The organism is Gilvibacter sp. SZ-19, assembly GCF_002163875.1.
Classification (GTDB): domain Bacteria; phylum Bacteroidota; class Bacteroidia; order Flavobacteriales; family Flavobacteriaceae; genus Gilvibacter.
This window is the reverse complement of the sequence record NZ_CP019333.1, coordinates 665,543-684,614: the sequence shown is the minus strand read 5'-3', so window position 1 is coordinate 684,614 and position 19,072 is coordinate 665,543. Positions and strand designations below refer to the sequence as shown.

The following is a 19,072-nucleotide window of genomic DNA, read 5'->3' as shown; positions in this document are numbered from 1 at the left end:
TGAAGTTAGTGGCTATTTTGCTATTTTTATCCTCTTAGACCTGAGTATTGATCTCCAAAAGTACCATAGACAAAGTTTTTGAAACCGCTCGCTTAGAAGAAGTGATCGGCGACTTTGTGCAACTCAAGAAATCGGGTTCAAATTTTAAAGGCCTAAGTCCTTTTACAGACGAACGTACGCCGAGTTTTATGGTCTCTCCTGTAAAGCAGATCTGGAAAGACTTTTCCAGTGGGAAAGGCGGTAATGTTGTGGCCTTTTTAATGGAGCATGAACATTTCTCCTATCCGGAGGCGATAAAGTATCTGGCTAAAAAGTACGGCATTGAGGTGGAGGAGACTGAGCAGACCGATGAGCAAAAACAATTGGCCAGCGAACGCGAAAGCTTGTACTTGGTCAGTGAGTTCGCTAAAGACTATTTCCATAAGACCTTGCTCCACAGCGAGGAGGGTAAGGCCATAGGCTTGACCTATTTTAAAGAACGCGGCTTTACAGATAAGACCATCAAGGACTTCGCTTTGGGTTATAATCCGAACAGTTGGGATGCTTTTACCTCTGAAGCCTTAGGAAAGGGATACAAACTCGACTATCTGGACAAAACGGGGCTCACTATTGTGCGCGAAGACAAACAGTTCGATCGTTTTAAAGGGCGTGTGATGTTTCCGATTCACAGTATGAGCGGTCGTGTCTTGGGATTCGGTGGTCGAATTTTGACCAACGACAAAAAGGCTGCTAAGTATGTTAACTCTCCCGAAAGTGAGATCTATCAGAAAAGCAAGATCCTTTACGGCTTGTATCAGGCCAAGCAAACTATAGCGAAAGAAGATCGCTGTTATTTGGTGGAAGGTTATACCGATGTTATACAAATGCATCAAACGGGGGTGACCAATGTTGTGGCATCTTCTGGTACTGCCTTGACTCCAGATCAGATTCGACTAATTAGAAGATTAACGCCTAACATTACGGTCTTGTTTGATGGTGATGCCGCCGGATTGCGCGCGTCACTGCGTGGGATAGACCTTATTTTGGAACAGGGCATGAACGTTCGTGTTTGTACATTTCCGGAAGGGGAAGACCCGGACAGTTTTGCCAAAGCGCACTCCCAACAAGAGGTAGTTAACTTTTTAGAGGCGGAGAGTCAGGATTTCATCAACTTCAAGGCTTCGCTTTTGGCAGCGGAATCGGCCAATGACCCCGTAAAGAAGGCCAGTACTATCAGAGAAATGGTGCAGAGTATTGCCAAGATTCCTGATGTTATTCAACGCGAGGTATATCTGCAAGAATGCTCGCGTATCATGCAGATGAGCGAAGAGGTGTTGTTTAACGCCCTGGCACAACTCCTAAGTAAAGAACAAGCTGCACAGAAAAAAGCGGCCAAAAAGCCAGATCAACCTCCCTTTGAGGTGATCGCTAACCAGCAACTACCCACACAGAAAATAGATCCCCTTTACGAATACGAGCGGAAGATCCTAGAAATTCTGCTTTTGTACGGTAATGAAGAGGCTGAGTTTGAGGATTTGATCATGGAAATGGATGAGCAAGGTGAAATGCATCTCAAACCGGAAATGCACACGGCCAAGGTTTTTGAAAAGGTGTATTTGGACCTACAAGAAGATGAGATCGAATTGGCAAATCCAGATTTTAGGGCCTTGTATTACGCCTTGGTAGAACACTTGCATCAGGGAGGAGAACAAAAAATTGACAGTTTGATCCACAGTTTGGAACCTGCACCTGCGGCCTTAGCGACAAGTATTCTAATGGACGATGAGCGCTATCAATTAGGAAATTGGGAGCGCAAAGAGATCTATGTGAAAGACAAGTCCTATTCCATTGGGCAGTACGTGAGCCAGACAATTTTGAATCTAAGGCGGCTATTGATCTCGCAAAAAATAGAGGAGCTCGCCAATCAGGTGAAAGAGGCCGAGGCTGGGGAAAGAAAAGAGCCCCTAGAAACCATTATAGATTACCAGGGGCTTAAAAAGGTATTGAGCAACAAGCTTGGTCGCGTACTCTAATACTATCTGAATTGGAACATTCGCGACTGGTGAATGAGATCCGCCAGATTGTCCACTTTCAATTTCTTAAGCAAACGCGTTTTGTAAGTACTCACGGTTTTTTCATTGATGTCTAAGGCATTGGCAATGTCTTTATTGCGCTTACCGCTAGACAACAGATTGAGTACTTCGATCTCGCGAGAAGATAATTTTTTATAACGGCTGATCGCACTGGATTCGCCAACGTTACGAGACGTGAAAGTTGATGTTAACTCTTCGTTCAAGAATATTCCTCCTTTTGCCACTAATTCAAGGGCATCTACAAATACTTTGGTCGATGCGGTTTTAGGAACGTAGCCTGCCGCTCCAGATTTGATAGAACGCAGGGCGTAGATCTCCTCAGGATTGGTTGAATAGATCAGCACGCGTACATCTGGGAACTCAGCCTTGATAGTTCGAAGCGCGGTTATACCGTTTACTTGTGGAATGTCGATTTCCATGACAAGTACATCGGGTTTTTCTTCGCGCAAGGCCTTGTAAAGCTCTGTTCCATTGTGCACTTTGTCAACGATCTCGATCGTTTCGTGCCCTTGAAGCAGACATTCAATACCCTTGCGTACGACGGGGTGGTGATCCGCTATTAATACTTTGGTCATAATTGTGAGGTTATGTTACTGGTAACATTTCGTTGCCAGTTTGTTTTTGTGTAGTAGAAATACTACAATTTCAAAAATAGCAAAAAGGTATACTGACCGAATTAAATTTCGTTTAACGTACAGAATTTTCGATAAAGCACGGACTTAGCGTAAATCCTGAGGGATTTCGCATACTGGAATGGGTTGCATCTTGTGCTGATTGATACGGTTTAACCGTAAATAGATGCGATATACTTCGGCTTTTCGGCCTTCAAAATCACTAGGTTCCTTGCCTTGATCTTGCATGGCCATGGCCCATTCTAATTCATCGTAGGATGCTCCGATCTGATCTTCGTCTGTGCGACTATCTCCGAACAATCCATCGGTAGGGGCGGCCTTCATAATCGCCTGAGGAACTCCTATATGTGCGCCCACAGCATAGACTTCGCTTTTCATCAGATCGGCTATTGGACTGAGGTCCACACCTCCATCTCCGTATTTGGTATAAAACCCAACTCCGAAGTCTTCTACCTTATTGCCTGTTCCAGCTACCAAATAACGTTTCAATCCGGCAAAATAATACAGGGTAGTCATGCGCAGGCGCGCTCTGGTATTGGCTAGTGAAAGGTCCAATAAAGTGTCGTCTTCTACAGGTGGTGTTTGATCCTTGAAACCTTCAAAAACTGGTGTTAAATCAACGCGATGCGACGAAACATTGTCAAATCGTTCTTTGAGCTGTGCAATATGCTCTTCTGCTCGTGTTACTTGCGAAGCAGCTTGATGGATCGGCATCTCTAAACAAAGCGTAGGATAACCGGTCATGGCGCAGAGTGTAGAAGTAACTCCAGAATCTATTCCGCCGCTTACACCTACCACAAAGCCATCCAGGCCTGCATTTTCTATATAGGTCTTAAGCCATGAAACGATGTGTTCTGTTACTTTATCTACTTGCATTTTTCACTTTCTTTTAGGTTGATTTAACGTACCTTTGCTTAGCAAAATTAAGGATTTTAAAATTTATTTTTTGCCCTCGCGTTATACGAATATGAATCAAGTACTAAGTCTTAAGAAACTGCTGCCAATTCTAGTTTTGACGGCTAGTTTTAGTTTGATTTTTTCTTGTGCGAATAATCCGGAAGTCAAACCAGAGGTTTTGGCTGTTACTGTCGATACAGATATCGTTAGATTCGATCTGGAATTCGACAAGGCTTCAGAAAGCGAGATCCCACAGCTTAAGGCAAAGTATCCGCAGTTGTTTCCGCAGCAATACCCAGACAGTTTCTGGATAGCTAAAAAACGAGATACCCTGTTGCAGGCCTTGGCAAGAGAGGTTCAAAAGAGCTTTCCCGATTTTAGCGAGCAAGAGGAGCAGCTTCGGTTGTTGTTCCAGCACTTGAAATACTACTTTCCAGATTTTGAGCCACCAAGGGTCTACACAGTGATCTCTGAGGTAGATTACAAGGATCCTGTGCTTTGGGCAGCAGGAGAGATGAGTATTGGTCTGGACAATTACTTGGGGGCAACGCATCCGTTTTACGAAGGAATTCCACTATATATTTCGGCCAATATGGAGCCGGATCAAATGATAGTTGATGTTGCAAACCTGGCTAGTCGTGCTTATGTGCCACCTGCAAGAGATCGAAGTTTTCTGGGGCAAATGCTTTATCACGGTAAGCTGCTCTTTCTGCAATCATTGCTTTTGCCTTTGGAATCCGAGGCTTCTATACTTGGATATTCCGAGTCCGAATTGCAATGGGCCCAGGAGAATGAGATGGACATTTGGCGCTATTTTGTAGAGCGCGAAGTGCTTTATGATACGAATCCGAAGTTGTTGAACCAATTCATAAATCCAGCGCCATTTTCTAAGTTCTATTTAGAGATAGACAATGAATCTCCGGGTAGAATAGGGCGTTATATGGGCTTGCAAATGGTCAAGGCTTTTATGGAAAACACCGGCAGTTCTTTGTCTGAAATGCTAACTATACCTGCAGATCAATTGTATCAGCAGTCCAAATACAAACCAAAAAAATAATGGCAAATAATCATACTTCAGAGATATCATTTAAAGTCGAATTGGACGAAAATAGAGTTCCGGAAAAGTTGCGTTGGACCGCAGCCGATGGCGGAGTTACCGATCAGGAATCCAAGGCGGCCTTGATCTCTGTTTGGGATCCGAAAGGGAAAGAAGCTTTGCGCATAGACCTTTGGACCAAGGATATGCCAGTTGAGGAGATGAAGGTGTTCTTTTATCAGACCTTGATGGGAATGGCGGGCACCTACAAACGCGCAACCAACGACGATAAAATGGCCGATACCATGTTGGATTTTGTCGATTACTTCGCCGACAAAACAGGTATCAAGTAACAGTCCCAAATGAAGCGAGCCTTGCATTTTGTATACAATGCAAATTCGGGGAAGCTCAATGCCCTAAAAGACAGTTTGCACAAATGGTTGTCGCCAGAGACCTATAACTGTGACCTCTGTAGTTTAACGCACAACAGTTTTCAAGAAGTGGCAGCCTGGAAGACATTCAGGCAAGAAGCAACATTGCCCATGTATTTTTATCACAAAGATGAATTTGAAAAGGCGTTTCGTTCCAAATGGCTTCCTAAATATGAGTTCCCAATTATCTTAATGGAAACCGAGCAGTCTTTAGAGGTTTTTATGACTGCGGAGCAGTTAAAGGCTCTGGCCGATGCTCATGCCCTGATAGCTAGCGTAACTGAGAAGTTGCAGGCTTACAATTGAGATTGCTGCTCAATCTCTTTGTTTATAGTATCAATATAATCGAGCAACTCTTCCGCGCCAGTGCGTTTTGCGCTAGAGGTAATGAAGTAGGGAGGCAGGCTTTCCCAGGTTTCCAATAAACGCTGCAGATACGTATCTACATTTCGTTTTAAGGCATTGGGTTTGAGTTTATCTGCTTTGGTAAAGATTATTCCAAAAGGTAAAGCGTTCTCGCCCAGCCATTGCATAAACTCCAAGTCAATGGGTTGTGGCTCGTGGCGACAATCTACCAAGACAAAGCCCATGGCCAATTGTTTACGACGCTCAAAATATTGCGTAATGAACTTCTGAAAGGTCTTCTTGTCCGATTTAGAAACACGAGCGTAGCCATAGCCCGGCAAATCGACCAGATGCCAATTCTCGTTGATCAAAAAATGATTGATGAGCTGCGTTTTACCTGGTCTCCCAGAGGTTTTTGCCAAACTCTTTCTATTGGTGAGCATGTTGATCAGCGACGACTTACCCACATTAGATCGGCCAATAAAGGCGTATTCCGGTAAGTTGCTCTTCGGGCATTTGGCAACATCGCTGTTGCTCATTACAAAAGTTGCGGATTTGATATCCATTGGGCTAGATTATAGCTGTCGCTCTCGGAGCCAAGCGTGTAAGATTTCGTTGAATCGATCCGGATGTTCCATCATGGCTGCATGGCCGCATTTGTCGATCCAATAGAGGTCTGAGTCTGGGAGGAGTTCGTGGAATTCCTCTGCCACGTTAGGTGGAGTCACATTGTCGTTTTTACCCCAAATGATACAAGTTGGATTAGGCATATTAGGTAAGTCCTTAGCCATATTATGTCTAATGGCACTCTTGGCGATCGCCAAGGTGCGGATCAGCTTGTTTCTGTCATTAACAGTGGCATAGACCTCATCAACGATCTCTTTGGTCGCTACCTTAGGGTCGTAGAACACATTCTCTGCCTTTTGCTTAATGTACTCGTAATCTCCACGTTTTGGATAGCTTTCTCCCATGGCGCTTTCATAGAGGCCAGAACTCCCAGTGATCACTAGACCCTTTATCTTTTCAGGGTACAATTTGGTACATAAAAGCCCTATGTGTCCTCCTAGTGAATTCCCCAATAGAATAACCTGCTGCTCGCCAATGTGATCAATAAAATCAGATACGTAAACCGCCAAGGTTTTAACATTGGTTTTTAGAAGTGGCATGGTATAAATAGGGAGTTCCGGAATCAAGATCTTGTAACCGTGTTCCGGGAAGTGCTTAGTAACTGCATCAAAGTTTGACAGACCACCCATCAACCCGTGAAGTATGATGATAGGAGTGCCTTCCCCTTTCTCGAGGTAGCTGAATTTGCCTGCTTTCTTTAATTGGTGGGCCATTCGGTTGCTGCTAGTTGACTGTCGCAAATATAGGTAATTATCGGCGAATACGTCCTTGGGTTTGTCGGTCTAAAATACAAATGTTTACGGGGGTTACAAAGCCTGTGAGAGGCTCACAATAAACAACAAAAATAAGACGTTCAAATTATTAAAAATCAAAGGTTTATGGGGGTTTCTACACTAGGGTGGTAAAACTTATCAACAATGTGGTAAAATGTGGTAAATTGTGGTAAAATATTGATATATTTGACCAACTAAACAAATTTTTTCGGGAAATTCCGTGCTCAATCTCATTGGTACATACGATTGTAAAGCAGACGTGAAAGGTCGCGTTATGGTGCCTGCTGGTTTGAAGAAGCAACTGTCTCCTTCATTGGCGGATGGCTTCGTGATCAAACGCGCTGTGTTTCAACCGTGCTTGGAACTCTATCCGATGAGTGAGTGGAACAATCTGATGGATAAGATGAGTGGACTCAATAGGTTCAATAGAAAGAACAACGATTTCATTCGCCGTTTTACCGCAGGTGTTCGTACAGTGGAGTTGGATAGTACCGGACGATTGTTGATCCCGAAAGACCTGATGCAATTTGCAGGTCTGTCAAAAGAAATTGTAATTGCTTCGGCCGTCACAATAGTTGAGATCTGGGACAAAGCCAAGTATGAAACCGCGATAGCGGATGCAGCGAATGACTTTGCCGATCTGGCCGAAGAGGTAATGGGCGATACAGCGCATGATGTTGATGGATTATCATAAACCCGTTTTACTAGAAGAAACTGTAGCAGGGCTTGACATTAAGCCGGCGGGAATTTATGTCGATGTAACTTTTGGAGGCGGTGGCCATTCGCGGGAGATTCTCAGCCGCTTGGATGAAAATGGCCGCTTGTTAGCTTTTGACCAAGATCCAGACGCTCAAGCCAACATAATAGACGATCCTCGTTTTACTCTTATTCCAGAAAATTTTAGATACCTCAAACGCTTTTTGCGTTTTCACGGGCATAAGCAGGTTGATGGCATCCTTGCAGATTTTGGAGTTTCTTCTCATCAGTTCGATCAAGCGGAGCGCGGATTTTCTACGCGATTCAATGCCGAGCTCGACATGCGAATGAATCAAAAGGCAGGGCTTTCTGCCAAAGATCTGGTCAACGAGGCATCAGAAGGGGAGCTTACGCAGATATTGCGCAAGTATGGGGAATTGCGTGCGGCAGCCGGAATGGCGCGTTTGATCGTTGAGTATCGCACAAAAAAAGAGATCGTTGATACGCACACTTTAAAGGAGGTTATCAAACGATTTATTCCGCGAAATAAGGAGCACAAGGTAATGGCGCAGGTTTTTCAAGCCTTGCGGATTGCTGTAAATGACGAGTTAGCAGCCTTGGAGGAATTCTTGCTACAGACTCAAGAAGTACTTAAGCCTGGCGGTAGACTTTCGGTGATCTCTTATCATTCTTTAGAGGATCGCTTGGTGAAGCGCTTTATGCGCAACGGCATGTTTGAAGGTGAGCCTGAGAAAGATGTCTTTGGTAGAGCCGAGGTGCCATTTAAGCCCGTTGGGAAATTTATTGTTCCTACTGCGGAGGAGATCGAAATAAATAATAGAGCTCGTTCTGCCAAGCTCAGAATAGCAGAAAAACTTTAAGTATGAAAGACAATATCTACCACATACTTAAGGGTAAATTCTTGGTGAGCGAGGACGCCATGAAGAACTGGAAATTCATCATTTTCCTTTCGTTCTTGGCTTTGATCATGATAGCGAGTTCTCACAGTGCAGACAAGAAAGTACATCGTATTGCTCAGCTCAATAACCAAGTAAAAGAACTCAAGAGTGAGTATGTCGACGTTCGTATGAAGCTGGCACAAGCCAGAATGGAGAGTCGTGTCTTGGCGGCCTTGAAGTCGCGTGGATTGGCTCCGTCAGAAACTCCTCCGACAAAAATTCAAATAAGTAGTAATGGCCGTTAACGAAAAACACATACTCAGTCGTTTGTACTTCGTTGCCGGGGCCTTGTTTGTATTTGCCCTACTCATCACTATACAATTGGTCAAGATCCAATTTGTAGAAGGAGATCAATATCGCGAGCTGGCACAAGAGAATACCTTGAAGAATTTTGTGATCCCGGCCAATCGCGGAAATGTTTATGCCGACGACGGCAGTTTGCTCGCAACTTCGGTACCTAAATACGAGATCCGTTTTGATGCAGTGACCGTGTCCAATGCTGTTTTTGAGGAGAACTTGGTGCCGCTGTCCAAAGAACTGGCCAAAATGTTGGGCAAAACCCCAGCATATTATCAACAACGCTTGCGCAAGGCGCGTCAAAATAAGAACAGATACCTATTGATAGCACGCAATTTGGGTTATTCCGATTATGTGAAGATAAAAGGCTTTCCGATGTTCGAAAAGGGGCCGTTCAAAGGTGGTATCATCGTAGATCAAAGTACCCGAAGAGAACATCCGCTTGGTGAGGTAGGGCGCAGAACCATTGGTTATGAGCGCACGGACGAGAACGGCTTTATAACCAGAATTGGACTAGAAGGAGCCTACGGATCCTTTTTAAGAGGTAAGGAGGGGCGTCGTATGAAGCAGAAGATTGCCAAAGGGCAATGGAAGCCTTTGAGCGATGACAACGAGATAGAGCCTCAGGATGGCTTTGACGTGGTGACCACGATCAACGTAAATATTCAAGATATAGCGCATCACGCCTTGTTGCGTCAGTTGGAATACTACGAAGCGGAGCACGGTTGTGTGATCGTGATGGATGTCAAGACCGGGGCAATTAAAGCCGTCTCCAATCTTGGGCGAACCTCAGACGGAAAATATTACGAAGCCTACAATTATGCTGTAGGCGAGGCGCACGAGCCAGGGTCTACTTTTAAAGTAATGGCTTTCGCAGCAGCCTTAGAAGATCAAGTGATCGATACCTCGACGGTTGTAGAGACTGGCCGAGGCGCTTATACTTTTTACGGCAGACGCATTCGCGATTCAAAAACGGGAGGATACGGAACTATTTCTGCGGCACGCGCCTTGGAGGTGTCTTCTAACATCGGATTGGCCAGACTTATCGATGAGAACTACAAGGACGATCCGGAGCGATTCATTAAGATCTTGGAAGGCTGGAACTTGGACAAGCCAATCGGTATCAGCATCCAAGGAGAAGGGAGTCCGGACATGCCTAAGCCCGGAAATTCCAAGTGGAGTAGAAACGCCTTGCCTTCTATGGCGTATGGCTATGGTCTTACCTTGACACCGCTTCAGACCTTAACCTTTTACAACGCCATTGCAAACGATGGGGTAATGGTAAAGCCTTATTTCATCTCCGAAGTGCGTACCTGGAATCGCGCTATAGAAACCTTTGAACCAGAAGTGATCAACCCAGCTATTTGCTCCAAATCTACCATTTCTAAGGTACAAGCAGTTCTGGAGAATGTTGTTAAACGCGGAACCGGCGACGGTCTTTACAGCGACTACTTCTCCATGGCCGGAAAAACAGGGACCGCCCAAACCGAATACTGGGAATCTGATTGGGAAGAGAACAAACGTTATATCTCTTCTTTTGCAGGTTACTTTCCCGCAGATGATCCGAAGTATTCTTGTATAGTGATCATTCATAAACCGAGTACTAAAAAAGGTTACTACGGAGCCGATGTATCTGGACCGGTCTTTAAGCGCATTGCTCAAAAGATCTATACAGACGTTCCTGTAATGGATGAGGTGAAAATACTGGATGAACCCAGCCAACAAGTAGCCGGAGATTTCGAAAAATATTATGCCATGGCCCAAAAAGCGGCCAAACAAGTACCCAATGTAAAGGGTATGGCGGGCATGGATGCAGTTGCATTATTGGAGAATATGGGCTTGGAAGTAATACTGATAGGCAATGGAAATGTGATTCAGCAATCCATAGACAGTGGTACAAGCTTTAGAGAAGGACAAAAAATAACCCTGACATTATCGTGATCAAACTCAAGGATTTACTCTATAAGGTTTCTCTCGATTCAGTGGTCGGGGGGACAGATGTGGCGGTAAATACTGTCGCCTTTGATTCGCGTAAGATCGGTTTGAACGATGTGTTCGTAGCCATCCGCGGAACCCAGGTAGACGGTCATGACTATATTACCAAAGCAACACATGCTGGAGCTATTGCGATAGTCTGTGAGCAGCTGCCTAAGGATGTGGTCAATGGCGTTACTTACGCGGTTGTTGCCGATGCCAATGCCGCTTTGGCCCAGATCGCGGCCAACTATTACAACGAACCATCCGCAGAACTGCAACTCATAGGAGTAACCGGTACCAATGGAAAGACCACGGTAGCAAGTTTGCTCTATGAGCTGTATCGCAAGGCGGGATATAAAGTTGGGCTGCTTTCTACGGTGGTGGTCAAAGTTGATCAGCAGGATTTCCCCGCAACGCATACCACGCCAGACCCCTTGGCGATCAATGGATATTTGCGCCAAATGGTCGATGCAGGAGTAGACTATTGCTTTATGGAAGTAAGCAGTCACGGAATCCATCAGAAGCGAACCGAAGGCTTACAGTTCAAAGGTGGGATCTTTACAAACCTGACCCATGATCACTTGGATTATCACAACAGTTTCAAAGAGTATCGGGATGTAAAAAAGGCCTTCTTTGATCAGTTGCCCAAGGATGCTTTTGCGCTTACCAATCTAGACGATAAGAACGGACGCTATATGCTGCAGAACTGTGTGGCCAAAAAACACGGTTATGCCTTGAAATCCATAGCCGATTATAAAGCACAACTCTTGGAGCATCAGTTCAGTGGCATGTTGCTCAAAATAAATAATGCAGAGCTATGGGTTAAACTCATTGGAGAATTCAATGCTTATAATCTCTTGGCTATTTATGCTACTGCGGATCTGTTGGGGATGGACTCCATGGAAAACCTGCAGTATATCAGTGAGTTGGAGAGTGTTTCTGGCCGATTCCAGTATTTCACCAATCAGCAGCAAGTGACAGCCATAGTGGATTATGCGCACACACCCGATGCCTTAAAGAATGTCTTGGAAACCATCAATGCTATCAGAACCGGAAACGAGCAACTCATTACCGTAGTAGGTTGTGGTGGCGATAGAGATGCAGACAAGCGACCCAAAATGGGAATGATCGCTGCAGCCATGAGCACCACTGCCATCTTTACCAGTGATAACCCGAGAAGCGAAGATCCGGACGCCATTATTGAAGCCATGGAAAAGGGCGTAGAACCACAGCACTTTAAGAGAACCCTATCGATCACAGATAGAAAACAAGCTATAAAGACAGCCACTAAAATGGCCAACGCTAACGACATTATACTTATTGCCGGTAAGGGGCATGAGGCCTATCAAGAGATCAAAGGTGAACGCTTTGATTTTGACGATTATAAGATCATCCATCAACTACTAACTAACTAAGCTCGGAGCGCTATGCTGTATTATTTGTTCGAATATTTAGAAAACACATACAACCTTCCGGGCGCAGGGCTTTTTCAGTACCTCTCCTTTAGGTCGGCCCTTTCTGTGATCACTTCGCTGATCATCGCGACCGTGTTCGGAAAGCGGATCATAAACCTGCTACGCAAAAAGCAGATCGGGGAGACCGTTCGCGACCTTGGTTTGGCAGGGCAAAACGAAAAAGCAGGTACTCCAACCATGGGAGGAGTGATCATCATTTTAGCTACCCTGGTTCCTGTATTGTTGTTTACCAAATTGGAGAACATCTATGTGATCTTACTCATAGTGACCACCCTGTGGATGGGAACCATAGGTTTTATAGACGATTATATCAAGACCTTTAAAAAAGACAAAGCCGGCCTGCCGGGTAAGTTTAAGGTCTTTGGACAAGTGGTCTTAGGGATTGCCGTTGGATGTACACTTTACTTTCACGACAATGTGACCATAAAGGAAAAGATTGAGGTTCAAACAGAGAATCAGACTACTTTGATCCGCTCGGTAGGAGAGGAGATCAAATCTACCAAGACCACTATTCCTTTTGTGCCCAATAACGAGTTTGAATATTCCGATCTACTTACTTGGATGGGAGACGACTATGCCAAATACACATGGCTCTTGTTCATTCCTATTGTCATTTTGATCATTACGGCTGTTTCTAATGGTGCCAACCTTACCGACGGAGTAGATGGTCTGGCAGCAGGAACCTCGGCCATCATAGTGCTCACACTGGGAATCTTTGCTTGGATCTCTGGTAACATCATTTTCTCAGATTATCTGAACATCATGTATATCCCTAGAACAGGGGAGATCGCGGTGTTTATCAGTGCCTTTGTGGGTGCATTAATAGGATTCCTCTGGTACAATGCCTTTCCGGCTCAAGTGTTTATGGGCGACACGGGAAGTCTTACCATAGGAGGGATCATAGCGGTGATAGCCATCACCATCAGAAAAGAATGGTTAATACCAATTCTCTGTGGGATCTTCCTGATAGAGAACCTATCGGTGATCATGCAGGTGAGTTGGTTCAAGTATACCAAAAAGAAATTCGGCGAGGGCCGACGGATCTTTAGAATGTCGCCCTTACACCATCATTATCAGGTAAAGGGGATGCACGAAAGTAAAATTGTGACTCGCTTTTGGATCGTTGGGATATTCCTGGCCATACTGGCGATAGTGACCTTAAAGATCCGCTAATGAAACTGGTAGTACTGGGAGCCGGAGAAAGCGGCCTAGGTGCTGCCTTGCTTGGAAAGGCAAAGGGTTGGACGGTTTTTGTGTCCGATTTTGGACAAATAGACTCCGAAACCCAAAACGTTCTTACAAAAAATGAAATCGAATGGGAGATGGGCGCTCATACCGATGCGCGCCTGCTCGAAGCCGATCTGGTTGTTAAAAGTCCGGGGATACCTGAAAAGGCAGCTCCGATACAATTGCTTAGAAAGCAAGGCATTTCTGTGATCTCAGAGATCGAGTTTGCCAGTCGTTACACAGATCAAACTGTGGTGGCGATAACGGGAAGCAATGGCAAGACCACCACCACATCTTTGACGCATTTTCTGCTTAAAGAAGGCGGCTTGAACGTAGCGATGGGTGGCAATATAGGAAACAGCTTTGCCGGCCTGCTCTTAGACCAGCCAGCGAGTCATTTTGTTTTGGAGGTGAGCAGTTTTCAACTGGACGATATTGAGCAGTTCAAACCTCATATTGCGGTGATAACCAATATAACTCCAGATCATTTGGATCGCTACGGTTACAGCTTTGAGGCTTATCGCGATGCAAAGTTCAAGATCAGTCAAAACCAGACAGAAGCTGACTATCTGATCTATGACGGAGACGATCCGAACATAGCGGCCGGAATGAAGGACCATACCATTCGAGCAAAAAAACTGCCTTTTTCATTGGAGCGACCCCTTGAAGAAGGTGCTTATATAGACGACAAAAACATAATAATTACAATAGCAAATAACCAAATCAATATGCCAATAGCCTCATTAGGATTACAGGGACAACACAATTTAAAGAACGCTATGGCTGCAGCCACAGTGGCAACCTTGTTAGATATCCGCAAGGAGACCATCCGACAGTCCCTGACTCATTTTCAAGGTGTAGAACACCGTTTAGAAAGCGTACTGAAGATCAACAATGTGCAGTACATCAACGATTCCAAAGCCACTAACGTTAACGCCACCTACTACGCTTTAGAGAGTATGGAAACTCCGACTGTTTGGATAGTGGGCGGAGTTGATAAAGGAAACGACTACAGCGAGCTTTTGCCGCTGATCAACGAAAAAGTAAAAGCAGTGATCTGCTTGGGAATTGACAATTCTAAGCTTATAGACAGCTTTGGAAATGTGGTAGATCTTTTGGTAGAGACCACCAGCATGCAAGATGCTGTAAATGTGGCCTATCACATAGCAGAACGCGGAGATACCGTGCTTTTGTCTCCTGCTTGTGCCAGTTTCGATCTGTTTAAAAATTACGAAGACCGAGGGCGTCAGTTCAAAGAAGCTGTTCGTTCGCTATAACAGAGTATGAGTGTATTTACCAACATAAAAGGTGATAGAGCCATTTGGGCAGTTGCTGCTCTTTTGGCCCTGTTCTCGTTTCTACCTGTCTATAGCGCCAGTAGTAACCTGGCCTATCTGTATGGAGATGGAAACACCTTTAAATACTTGGTGAAGCACTTCGCCCACTTAATGCTGGGCTTTGCAATACTTTACGGGGTTCACCGTATTCCCTACCGCTATTTTAGGGGCTTGTCTATCATCGCTTTGCCGGTGGTATTTTTGCTATTGATAATTACCCTGGCGGAAGGGACCACCATAGAAGGAGCCAATGCGAGTCGTTGGATACGCATCCCTTTTGTGGGGGTGACCTTTCAAACTTCTACCTTGGCAGCGGTGGTACTGCTTACCTATGTAGCGCGCTATCTTTCTAAGATCAAGGATGAAAAGATCAGCTTTAAAGCCTCTATAGTTCCGTTATGGTTGCCCGTTTTTGTTGTGTTATTGCTGATCTTACCTGCGAATTTCTCCACCACGGCTATCATTTTTGCCATGGTAGTGCTCTTGGTGTTTCTCGGCGGATATCCGTTGCAGTATTTGGGAATCATCTTAATTGCCGGGGCCTTATTCCTCACACTCTTCATCATGTCTGCTAAGGCTTTTCCAGATCTGTTTCCCAACAGGGTAGATACTTGGATAAGTCGTATCGACAATTTTCTAGATGACACTCCCGACAAAGAGGCCGACTATCAGATCGAGAAGTCTAAAATGGGTATCGCTACAGGTGGTTTATTTGGTGTTGGAGCCGGTCATGGGGTACAAAAGAATTTCTTGCCGCAATCTTCTTCGGATTTCATTTATGCCGTGATCGTAGAAGAGTGGGGTCTTGTTGGTGGACTGACCATAATGCTCTTGTATATGCTCTTGCTCTTCCGCCTGGTAATAGTCGCTTACAAAGCAGATTCCATATTCGGGAAATTGTTGGTGGTTGGAGTAGGCTTGCCTATAGTTTTTCAGGCCTTGACCAATATGGCCGTGGCTGTTGAGCTCTTCCCTGTAACTGGGCAGACCCTGCCACTTATCAGTAGTGGAGGAACCTCTATTTGGATGACCTGCCTCGCTTTGGGAATGATCTTGAGCGTAAGCGCAAAAAGAGAAGAGATCCGTCAGCATAATTCAGAATCAGATACCGATAATCCTTTAGATATACTCAGTGAAGCCATATAAATTCATCATATCAGGAGGAGGAACCGGAGGTCATATTTATCCGGCTATAGCCATTGCCAATGCGCTCAAAGAGAAGTATCCAAATGCGGAATTCTTGTTTGTTGGCGCCAAAGATCGCATGGAAATGCAAAAAGTTCCCAAAGCCGGTTATAAGATCGTGGGCTTGTCTATTCAAGGATTGCAGCGCAAAGTATCCTTACAGAATTTGAAAGTACCGTTCAAGCTCTTGGCAAGTTTGAGACGCTCTGCAGCCATCATAAAATCCTTTAAGCCCGATGTGGCCATAGGGACAGGAGGTTACGCCAGTGCTCCTTTGCTTCGAGTGGCGAGTAATAAAGGTGTGCCTTGTCTCATTCAGGAGCAAAACTCGCATGCAGGGATCACCAACAAATGGATCGCTCCAAAGGCCAAGACCATCTGTGTTGCCTATGCGGGTATGGAAAAGTATTTCCCCAAAGAGAAACTTGTGTTTACCGGTAACCCGGTACGTCAAGATCTCATCGATCTAAAAGTTGACAAGGCCACGGCTTTAAAACACTTCGGACTAGAGCCGGATAAACCTGTGCTTTTAGTTTTAGGTGGCAGTTTGGGGGCGCGTAAGATCAACAATTTGATCCATGCGCATTTACCCTTGTTTAAAACAGAGGATGTTCAGGTGATCTGGCAGTGCGGAAGCTTGTATTACGAAGAGTTTAAAACCAACAATAGCGCGAAAGTAATTGTCAAGGATTTTATCTACGCTATGGATATGGCCTATGCTGCTGCGGATATGATCGTTTCGCGAGCTGGAGCCTTGTCAGTGTCCGAACTTTGTTTGGTGGGCAAGCCGGTGATCTTTATTCCATCGCCTAATGTGGCAGAAGATCATCAGAACAAGAACGCTGCGGCCATCGCTGCAGAGGAGGCTTGTATTTACCTGCAAGAAAGTGAGGCCGATATGCACTTTGCCGACGCCTTTAAGGGTTTGCTTAGCGATGCAAACAAACAGCGAACCTTAAGTGAAAACATTAAAAAATTAGCCAAACCTCATGCTACAGATGCTATAGTGGCCGAGGTTGCCAAACTCCTATTGGAAAAACAATTATGAGCGGAGTTTTTAAAGACATAGCACGTGTATATTTCATCGGTATTGGTGGTATTGGAATGAGCGCTTTGGCGCGATATTTCAAGGCTCGTGGTTTTGCTGTGGCTGGCTATGACAAAACACAAACAACACTAACCGACGCTCTGGTCGAGCTCGGAATCAACATAACCTTCAGCGACCAACTCGATGCCATTCCAGACGGTTTTGAACAAACCGATACTCTGGTGGTTTATACCCCGGCCATCCCCCGACAGCACGAACAGCTTCAATTCTTTAGTACTGGAGTGCATCAAATCCACAAACGTGCTGTGGTCTTGGGAATGATCACTAGAGCTAGTAAATCTCTTGCCGTTGCTGGAACGCATGGCAAGACTACCACCTCTGCAATTCTTGGTCATTTGCTGGCCAGTTGCAATGTACCTGTCACGGCTTTCTTGGGCGGTATAGCAGAGAACTACGACTCCAACTACATTGCCAAAGGCGATGAGTTTACCGTAGTAGAAGCCGATGAGTTCGATCGTTCCTTTTTGCAATTGCGACCAGATGTTGCTTGTGTAACTGCCATGGATGCCGATCATTTAGACATCTACGGTTCGGAAGAAGAATTCGAAAAGACCTTTAAGGAATTCGCTGCCTTGGTGCCGGATCCTAAACTTGTATTACATCCTAAAAAGCTCCCACTCTCTGGTACCACTGTGGGCATAGAAGACGGAGCTGACTATGAGGCTAAAAATATCCGCGTTGAGGACGGGGCTTATACCTTCGACTTAAAAACGCCTCGTGGTGAATTGAAATCGCTCCGTTTTTCATTGCCGGGGCACCACAATTTGCTCAATGCGATTACCGCTTTGGGTATGGCAATTTCAATAGGAACCCCAACCGATTGCCTGCCCAAAGCGTTATTTGAATTCAAGGGTGTTAGACGTAGGTTTTCATTTGCCTATCGCGATGAGAACAAGGTACTGATAGACGATTATGCGCATCATCCGACAGAGATCAATGCGGTCTTTCAAGCGGTGAGTGAATTCTATCCGAATAAAAAGAAATTAGTGGTTTTTCAACCGCACTTGTATAGCCGTACGCGAGATTTTCTGCCGGAATTTGCGCTGAGTTTGGCACAGTTTGACCAAGTGCTGCTTTTAGATATTTACCCGGCGAGGGAGTTGCCAATTCCTGGGGTGAGTTCTGCAGTTTTGTTGGACGCGATCGCGAACGAAAACAAACAGCTTGTAAGCAAAATTGACCTCCCGGACTTGATTCAAAAAAGCGACTGTGAAGTGATCTTGATCCTTGGGGCTGGAGATATTGGCGTTGAAGTAAAAAACATAACAGAACACTTGCATGCGAACTAGGTTAGTGAACATAGGGCGAATGATCTTTGTAATCGTGCTGATAGCAGTGGTTTACGCGTTTTCTAATAAGCGAAATTCCAATAGAAAATTACAGGCCGTAGCTGTTAGTTTTGAAGATAGAAGTAGCGCGCTGATAACCGAGGCTATGGTTAATAAATTGTTAATACAAAAAGCAGACAGCATCGCAGCTGTAGATAAAGATATAATAGATTTGAATGCATTAGAAGGTCGATTAAATAGCCATCCTATGATCCGAAATGCCGATGTTTTTCTCTCTTTGGATGGTGTACTTGGAGCACGCGTTACACAAAGAAGGCCCATAGCCCGAGTGGCGTCCAATCCTTCTTATTACATTGACGAAGAAGGTACCAAAATGCCCCTATCCCGAGTTCATTCCTTACGAGTGCCTTTGGTGAGCGGTGTTTCTGAGGATAATTTAAAACCTGTTACCCATGTGTTGAACGAGATCCTTGCGGATCCTTTCATGGTGCAACATGTTGTTGCCATAGAGCAGCAACGCGACTCGACCCTGATCATGCGTGTGCGAACCTATGATTTTAAGATTTTACTGGGTAAACCGGTGAATATCAAACGGAAGTTTCAAAATTTTAAAGCGTTTTATCAGAAAACAATCAAAGATAAAACCTTGGGCAATTATCAACTGGTCAACCTCATGATGGATCACCAGGTGGTCGCCACAAAAAAGTAG

Annotated in this window: 19 protein-coding genes; 15 read left to right on the top strand and 4 right to left on the bottom strand. The window is 44.9% G+C overall.

Annotated elements, in window-relative coordinates:
* The first annotated feature begins 47 nt into the window (after positions 1 to 47).
* A complete protein-coding gene (gene dnaG / locus BTO09_RS03190) occupies positions 48 to 2,012 on the top strand; it encodes a DNA primase (protein ID WP_087523290.1) in 1,965 nt (654 codons plus the stop codon).
* A 2-nt stretch (positions 2,013 to 2,014) separates the two neighbouring features.
* On the opposite strand, the gene BTO09_RS03185 is transcribed toward dnaG, so the two are convergent.
* Positions 2,015 to 2,647, bottom strand: coding sequence for a response regulator transcription factor (locus tag BTO09_RS03185; RefSeq protein WP_087523289.1), 633 nt, complete (start codon positions 2,645 to 2,647; stop codon positions 2,015 to 2,017).
* A gap of 144 nt (positions 2,648 to 2,791) precedes the next feature.
* Positions 2,792 to 3,580, bottom strand: coding sequence for an NAD(+) synthase (nadE, locus tag BTO09_RS03180; protein WP_087523288.1), 789 nt, complete (start codon positions 3,578 to 3,580; stop codon positions 2,792 to 2,794).
* A gap of 91 nt (positions 3,581 to 3,671) precedes the next feature.
* Between nadE and gldB the strand changes: the two genes are divergently transcribed.
* Genes gldB through BTO09_RS03165 form a run of 3 tightly spaced genes read left to right on the top strand, consistent with a single transcriptional unit; the run spans position 3,672 to position 5,374 of the window.
* Positions 3,672 to 4,658, top strand: a complete 987-nt coding sequence (gldB, locus tag BTO09_RS03175; protein ID WP_087523287.1) for a gliding motility lipoprotein GldB — start codon at positions 3,672 to 3,674, stop codon at positions 4,656 to 4,658.
* Positions 4,658 to 4,990, top strand: coding sequence for a gliding motility protein GldC (gene gldC / locus BTO09_RS03170; RefSeq protein WP_087523286.1), 333 nt, complete (start codon positions 4,658 to 4,660; stop codon positions 4,988 to 4,990). Before gldB ends, gldC begins: the two co-directional genes overlap by 1 nt.
* A gap of 9 nt (positions 4,991 to 4,999) precedes the next feature.
* Positions 5,000 to 5,374: a hypothetical protein gene (locus tag BTO09_RS03165; protein WP_087523285.1), complete on the top strand. Its 375-nt coding sequence runs from the start codon at positions 5,000 to 5,002 to the stop codon at positions 5,372 to 5,374.
* Here BTO09_RS03165 and yihA read toward each other — a convergent pair.
* Together yihA and BTO09_RS03155 are read right to left on the bottom strand one after the other, a co-directional pair.
* Positions 5,365 to 5,979 (bottom strand): ribosome biogenesis GTP-binding protein YihA/YsxC, encoded by a 615-nt coding sequence (yihA, locus tag BTO09_RS03160; protein ID WP_087523284.1) that lies wholly within the window; start codon positions 5,977 to 5,979, stop codon positions 5,365 to 5,367. The two genes, BTO09_RS03165 and yihA, sit on opposite strands and share 10 nt — an antisense overlap.
* A gap of 9 nt (positions 5,980 to 5,988) precedes the next feature.
* Positions 5,989 to 6,753 (bottom strand): alpha/beta fold hydrolase, encoded by a 765-nt coding sequence (locus BTO09_RS03155; RefSeq protein WP_087523283.1) that lies wholly within the window; start codon positions 6,751 to 6,753, stop codon positions 5,989 to 5,991.
* A 280-nt stretch (positions 6,754 to 7,033) separates the two neighbouring features.
* Here BTO09_RS03155 and mraZ point away from each other — a divergent pair, with 280 nt between their 5' ends.
* From mraZ to BTO09_RS03100, 11 genes are read left to right on the top strand one after another with little or no spacing between them, the layout of a single operon-like run.
* Positions 7,034 to 7,507: a division/cell wall cluster transcriptional repressor MraZ gene (gene mraZ / locus BTO09_RS03150; RefSeq protein ID WP_087523282.1), complete on the top strand. Its 474-nt coding sequence runs from the start codon at positions 7,034 to 7,036 to the stop codon at positions 7,505 to 7,507.
* Positions 7,494 to 8,390 carry a 16S rRNA (cytosine(1402)-N(4))-methyltransferase RsmH gene (gene rsmH / locus BTO09_RS03145; RefSeq protein WP_087525471.1) on the top strand — a complete coding sequence of 299 codons (897 nt, stop codon included), beginning with the start codon at positions 7,494 to 7,496 and terminating at the stop codon, positions 8,388 to 8,390. Before mraZ ends, rsmH begins: the two co-directional genes overlap by 14 nt.
* Positions 8,391 to 8,392: 2 nt before the next feature.
* Complete coding sequence (locus tag BTO09_RS03140; RefSeq protein WP_087523281.1) at positions 8,393 to 8,713, top strand: FtsL-like putative cell division protein; 321 nt, start codon at positions 8,393 to 8,395, stop codon at positions 8,711 to 8,713.
* A complete protein-coding gene (locus BTO09_RS03135; RefSeq protein ID WP_087523280.1) occupies positions 8,703 to 10,706 on the top strand; it encodes a penicillin-binding protein in 2,004 nt (667 codons plus the stop codon). The genes BTO09_RS03140 and BTO09_RS03135 overlap by 11 nt, the downstream gene beginning before the upstream one ends.
* Positions 10,703 to 12,157: a UDP-N-acetylmuramoyl-L-alanyl-D-glutamate--2,6-diaminopimelate ligase gene (locus BTO09_RS03130; protein ID WP_087523279.1), complete on the top strand. Its 1,455-nt coding sequence runs from the start codon at positions 10,703 to 10,705 to the stop codon at positions 12,155 to 12,157. The genes BTO09_RS03135 and BTO09_RS03130 overlap by 4 nt, the downstream gene beginning before the upstream one ends.
* Before the next feature lie 12 nt (positions 12,158 to 12,169).
* Positions 12,170 to 13,390: a phospho-N-acetylmuramoyl-pentapeptide-transferase gene (gene mraY, locus BTO09_RS03125; RefSeq protein WP_087523278.1), complete on the top strand. Its 1,221-nt coding sequence runs from the start codon at positions 12,170 to 12,172 to the stop codon at positions 13,388 to 13,390.
* Positions 13,390 to 14,721, top strand: a complete 1,332-nt coding sequence (gene murD, locus BTO09_RS03120; protein WP_087523277.1) for a UDP-N-acetylmuramoyl-L-alanine--D-glutamate ligase — start codon at positions 13,390 to 13,392, stop codon at positions 14,719 to 14,721. The genes mraY and murD overlap by 1 nt, the downstream gene beginning before the upstream one ends.
* A 6-nt stretch (positions 14,722 to 14,727) precedes the next feature.
* Positions 14,728 to 15,927 (top strand): FtsW/RodA/SpoVE family cell cycle protein, encoded by a 1,200-nt coding sequence (locus BTO09_RS03115; RefSeq protein ID WP_087523276.1) that lies wholly within the window; start codon positions 14,728 to 14,730, stop codon positions 15,925 to 15,927.
* Positions 15,914 to 17,014, top strand: a complete 1,101-nt coding sequence (gene murG, locus BTO09_RS03110) for an undecaprenyldiphospho-muramoylpentapeptide beta-N-acetylglucosaminyltransferase (protein WP_087523275.1) — start codon at positions 15,914 to 15,916, stop codon at positions 17,012 to 17,014. Before BTO09_RS03115 ends, murG begins: the two co-directional genes overlap by 14 nt.
* Positions 17,011 to 18,363: a UDP-N-acetylmuramate--L-alanine ligase gene (gene murC, locus BTO09_RS03105; protein WP_087523274.1), complete on the top strand. Its 1,353-nt coding sequence runs from the start codon at positions 17,011 to 17,013 to the stop codon at positions 18,361 to 18,363. The genes murG and murC overlap by 4 nt, the downstream gene beginning before the upstream one ends.
* Positions 18,353 to 19,072 carry a cell division protein FtsQ/DivIB gene (locus BTO09_RS03100; protein ID WP_157663412.1) on the top strand — a complete coding sequence of 240 codons (720 nt, stop codon included), beginning with the start codon at positions 18,353 to 18,355 and terminating at the stop codon, positions 19,070 to 19,072. The genes murC and BTO09_RS03100 overlap by 11 nt, the downstream gene beginning before the upstream one ends.

Coding starts and splice junctions, on each gene's coding strand:
- BTO09_RS03185 (WP_087523289.1), bottom strand. CDS start 2,647: ATGACCAAAGTATTAATAGCGGATCACCACCCCGTCGTACGCAAGGGT.
- nadE (WP_087523288.1), bottom strand. CDS start 3,580: ATGCAAGTAGATAAAGTAACAGAACACATCGTTTCATGGCTTAAGACC.
- gldB (WP_087523287.1), top strand. CDS start 3,672: ATGAATCAAGTACTAAGTCTTAAGAAACTGCTGCCAATTCTAGTTTTG.
- gldC (WP_087523286.1), top strand. CDS start 4,658: ATGGCAAATAATCATACTTCAGAGATATCATTTAAAGTCGAATTGGAC.
- BTO09_RS03165 (WP_087523285.1), top strand. CDS start 5,000: ATGAAGCGAGCCTTGCATTTTGTATACAATGCAAATTCGGGGAAGCTC.
- yihA (WP_087523284.1), bottom strand. CDS start 5,979: ATGGATATCAAATCCGCAACTTTTGTAATGAGCAACAGCGATGTTGCC.
- BTO09_RS03155 (WP_087523283.1), bottom strand. CDS start 6,753: ATGGCCCACCAATTAAAGAAAGCAGGCAAATTCAGCTACCTCGAGAAA.
- rsmH (WP_087525471.1), top strand. CDS start 7,494: ATGGATTATCATAAACCCGTTTTACTAGAAGAAACTGTAGCAGGGCTT.
- BTO09_RS03140 (WP_087523281.1), top strand. CDS start 8,393: ATGAAAGACAATATCTACCACATACTTAAGGGTAAATTCTTGGTGAGC.
- BTO09_RS03135 (WP_087523280.1), top strand. CDS start 8,703: ATGGCCGTTAACGAAAAACACATACTCAGTCGTTTGTACTTCGTTGCC.
- mraY (WP_087523278.1), top strand. CDS start 12,170: ATGCTGTATTATTTGTTCGAATATTTAGAAAACACATACAACCTTCCG.
- murD (WP_087523277.1), top strand. CDS start 13,390: ATGAAACTGGTAGTACTGGGAGCCGGAGAAAGCGGCCTAGGTGCTGCC.
- BTO09_RS03115 (WP_087523276.1), top strand. CDS start 14,728: ATGAGTGTATTTACCAACATAAAAGGTGATAGAGCCATTTGGGCAGTT.
- murC (WP_087523274.1), top strand. CDS start 17,011: ATGAGCGGAGTTTTTAAAGACATAGCACGTGTATATTTCATCGGTATT.
- BTO09_RS03100 (WP_157663412.1), top strand. CDS start 18,353: ATGCGAACTAGGTTAGTGAACATAGGGCGAATGATCTTTGTAATCGTG.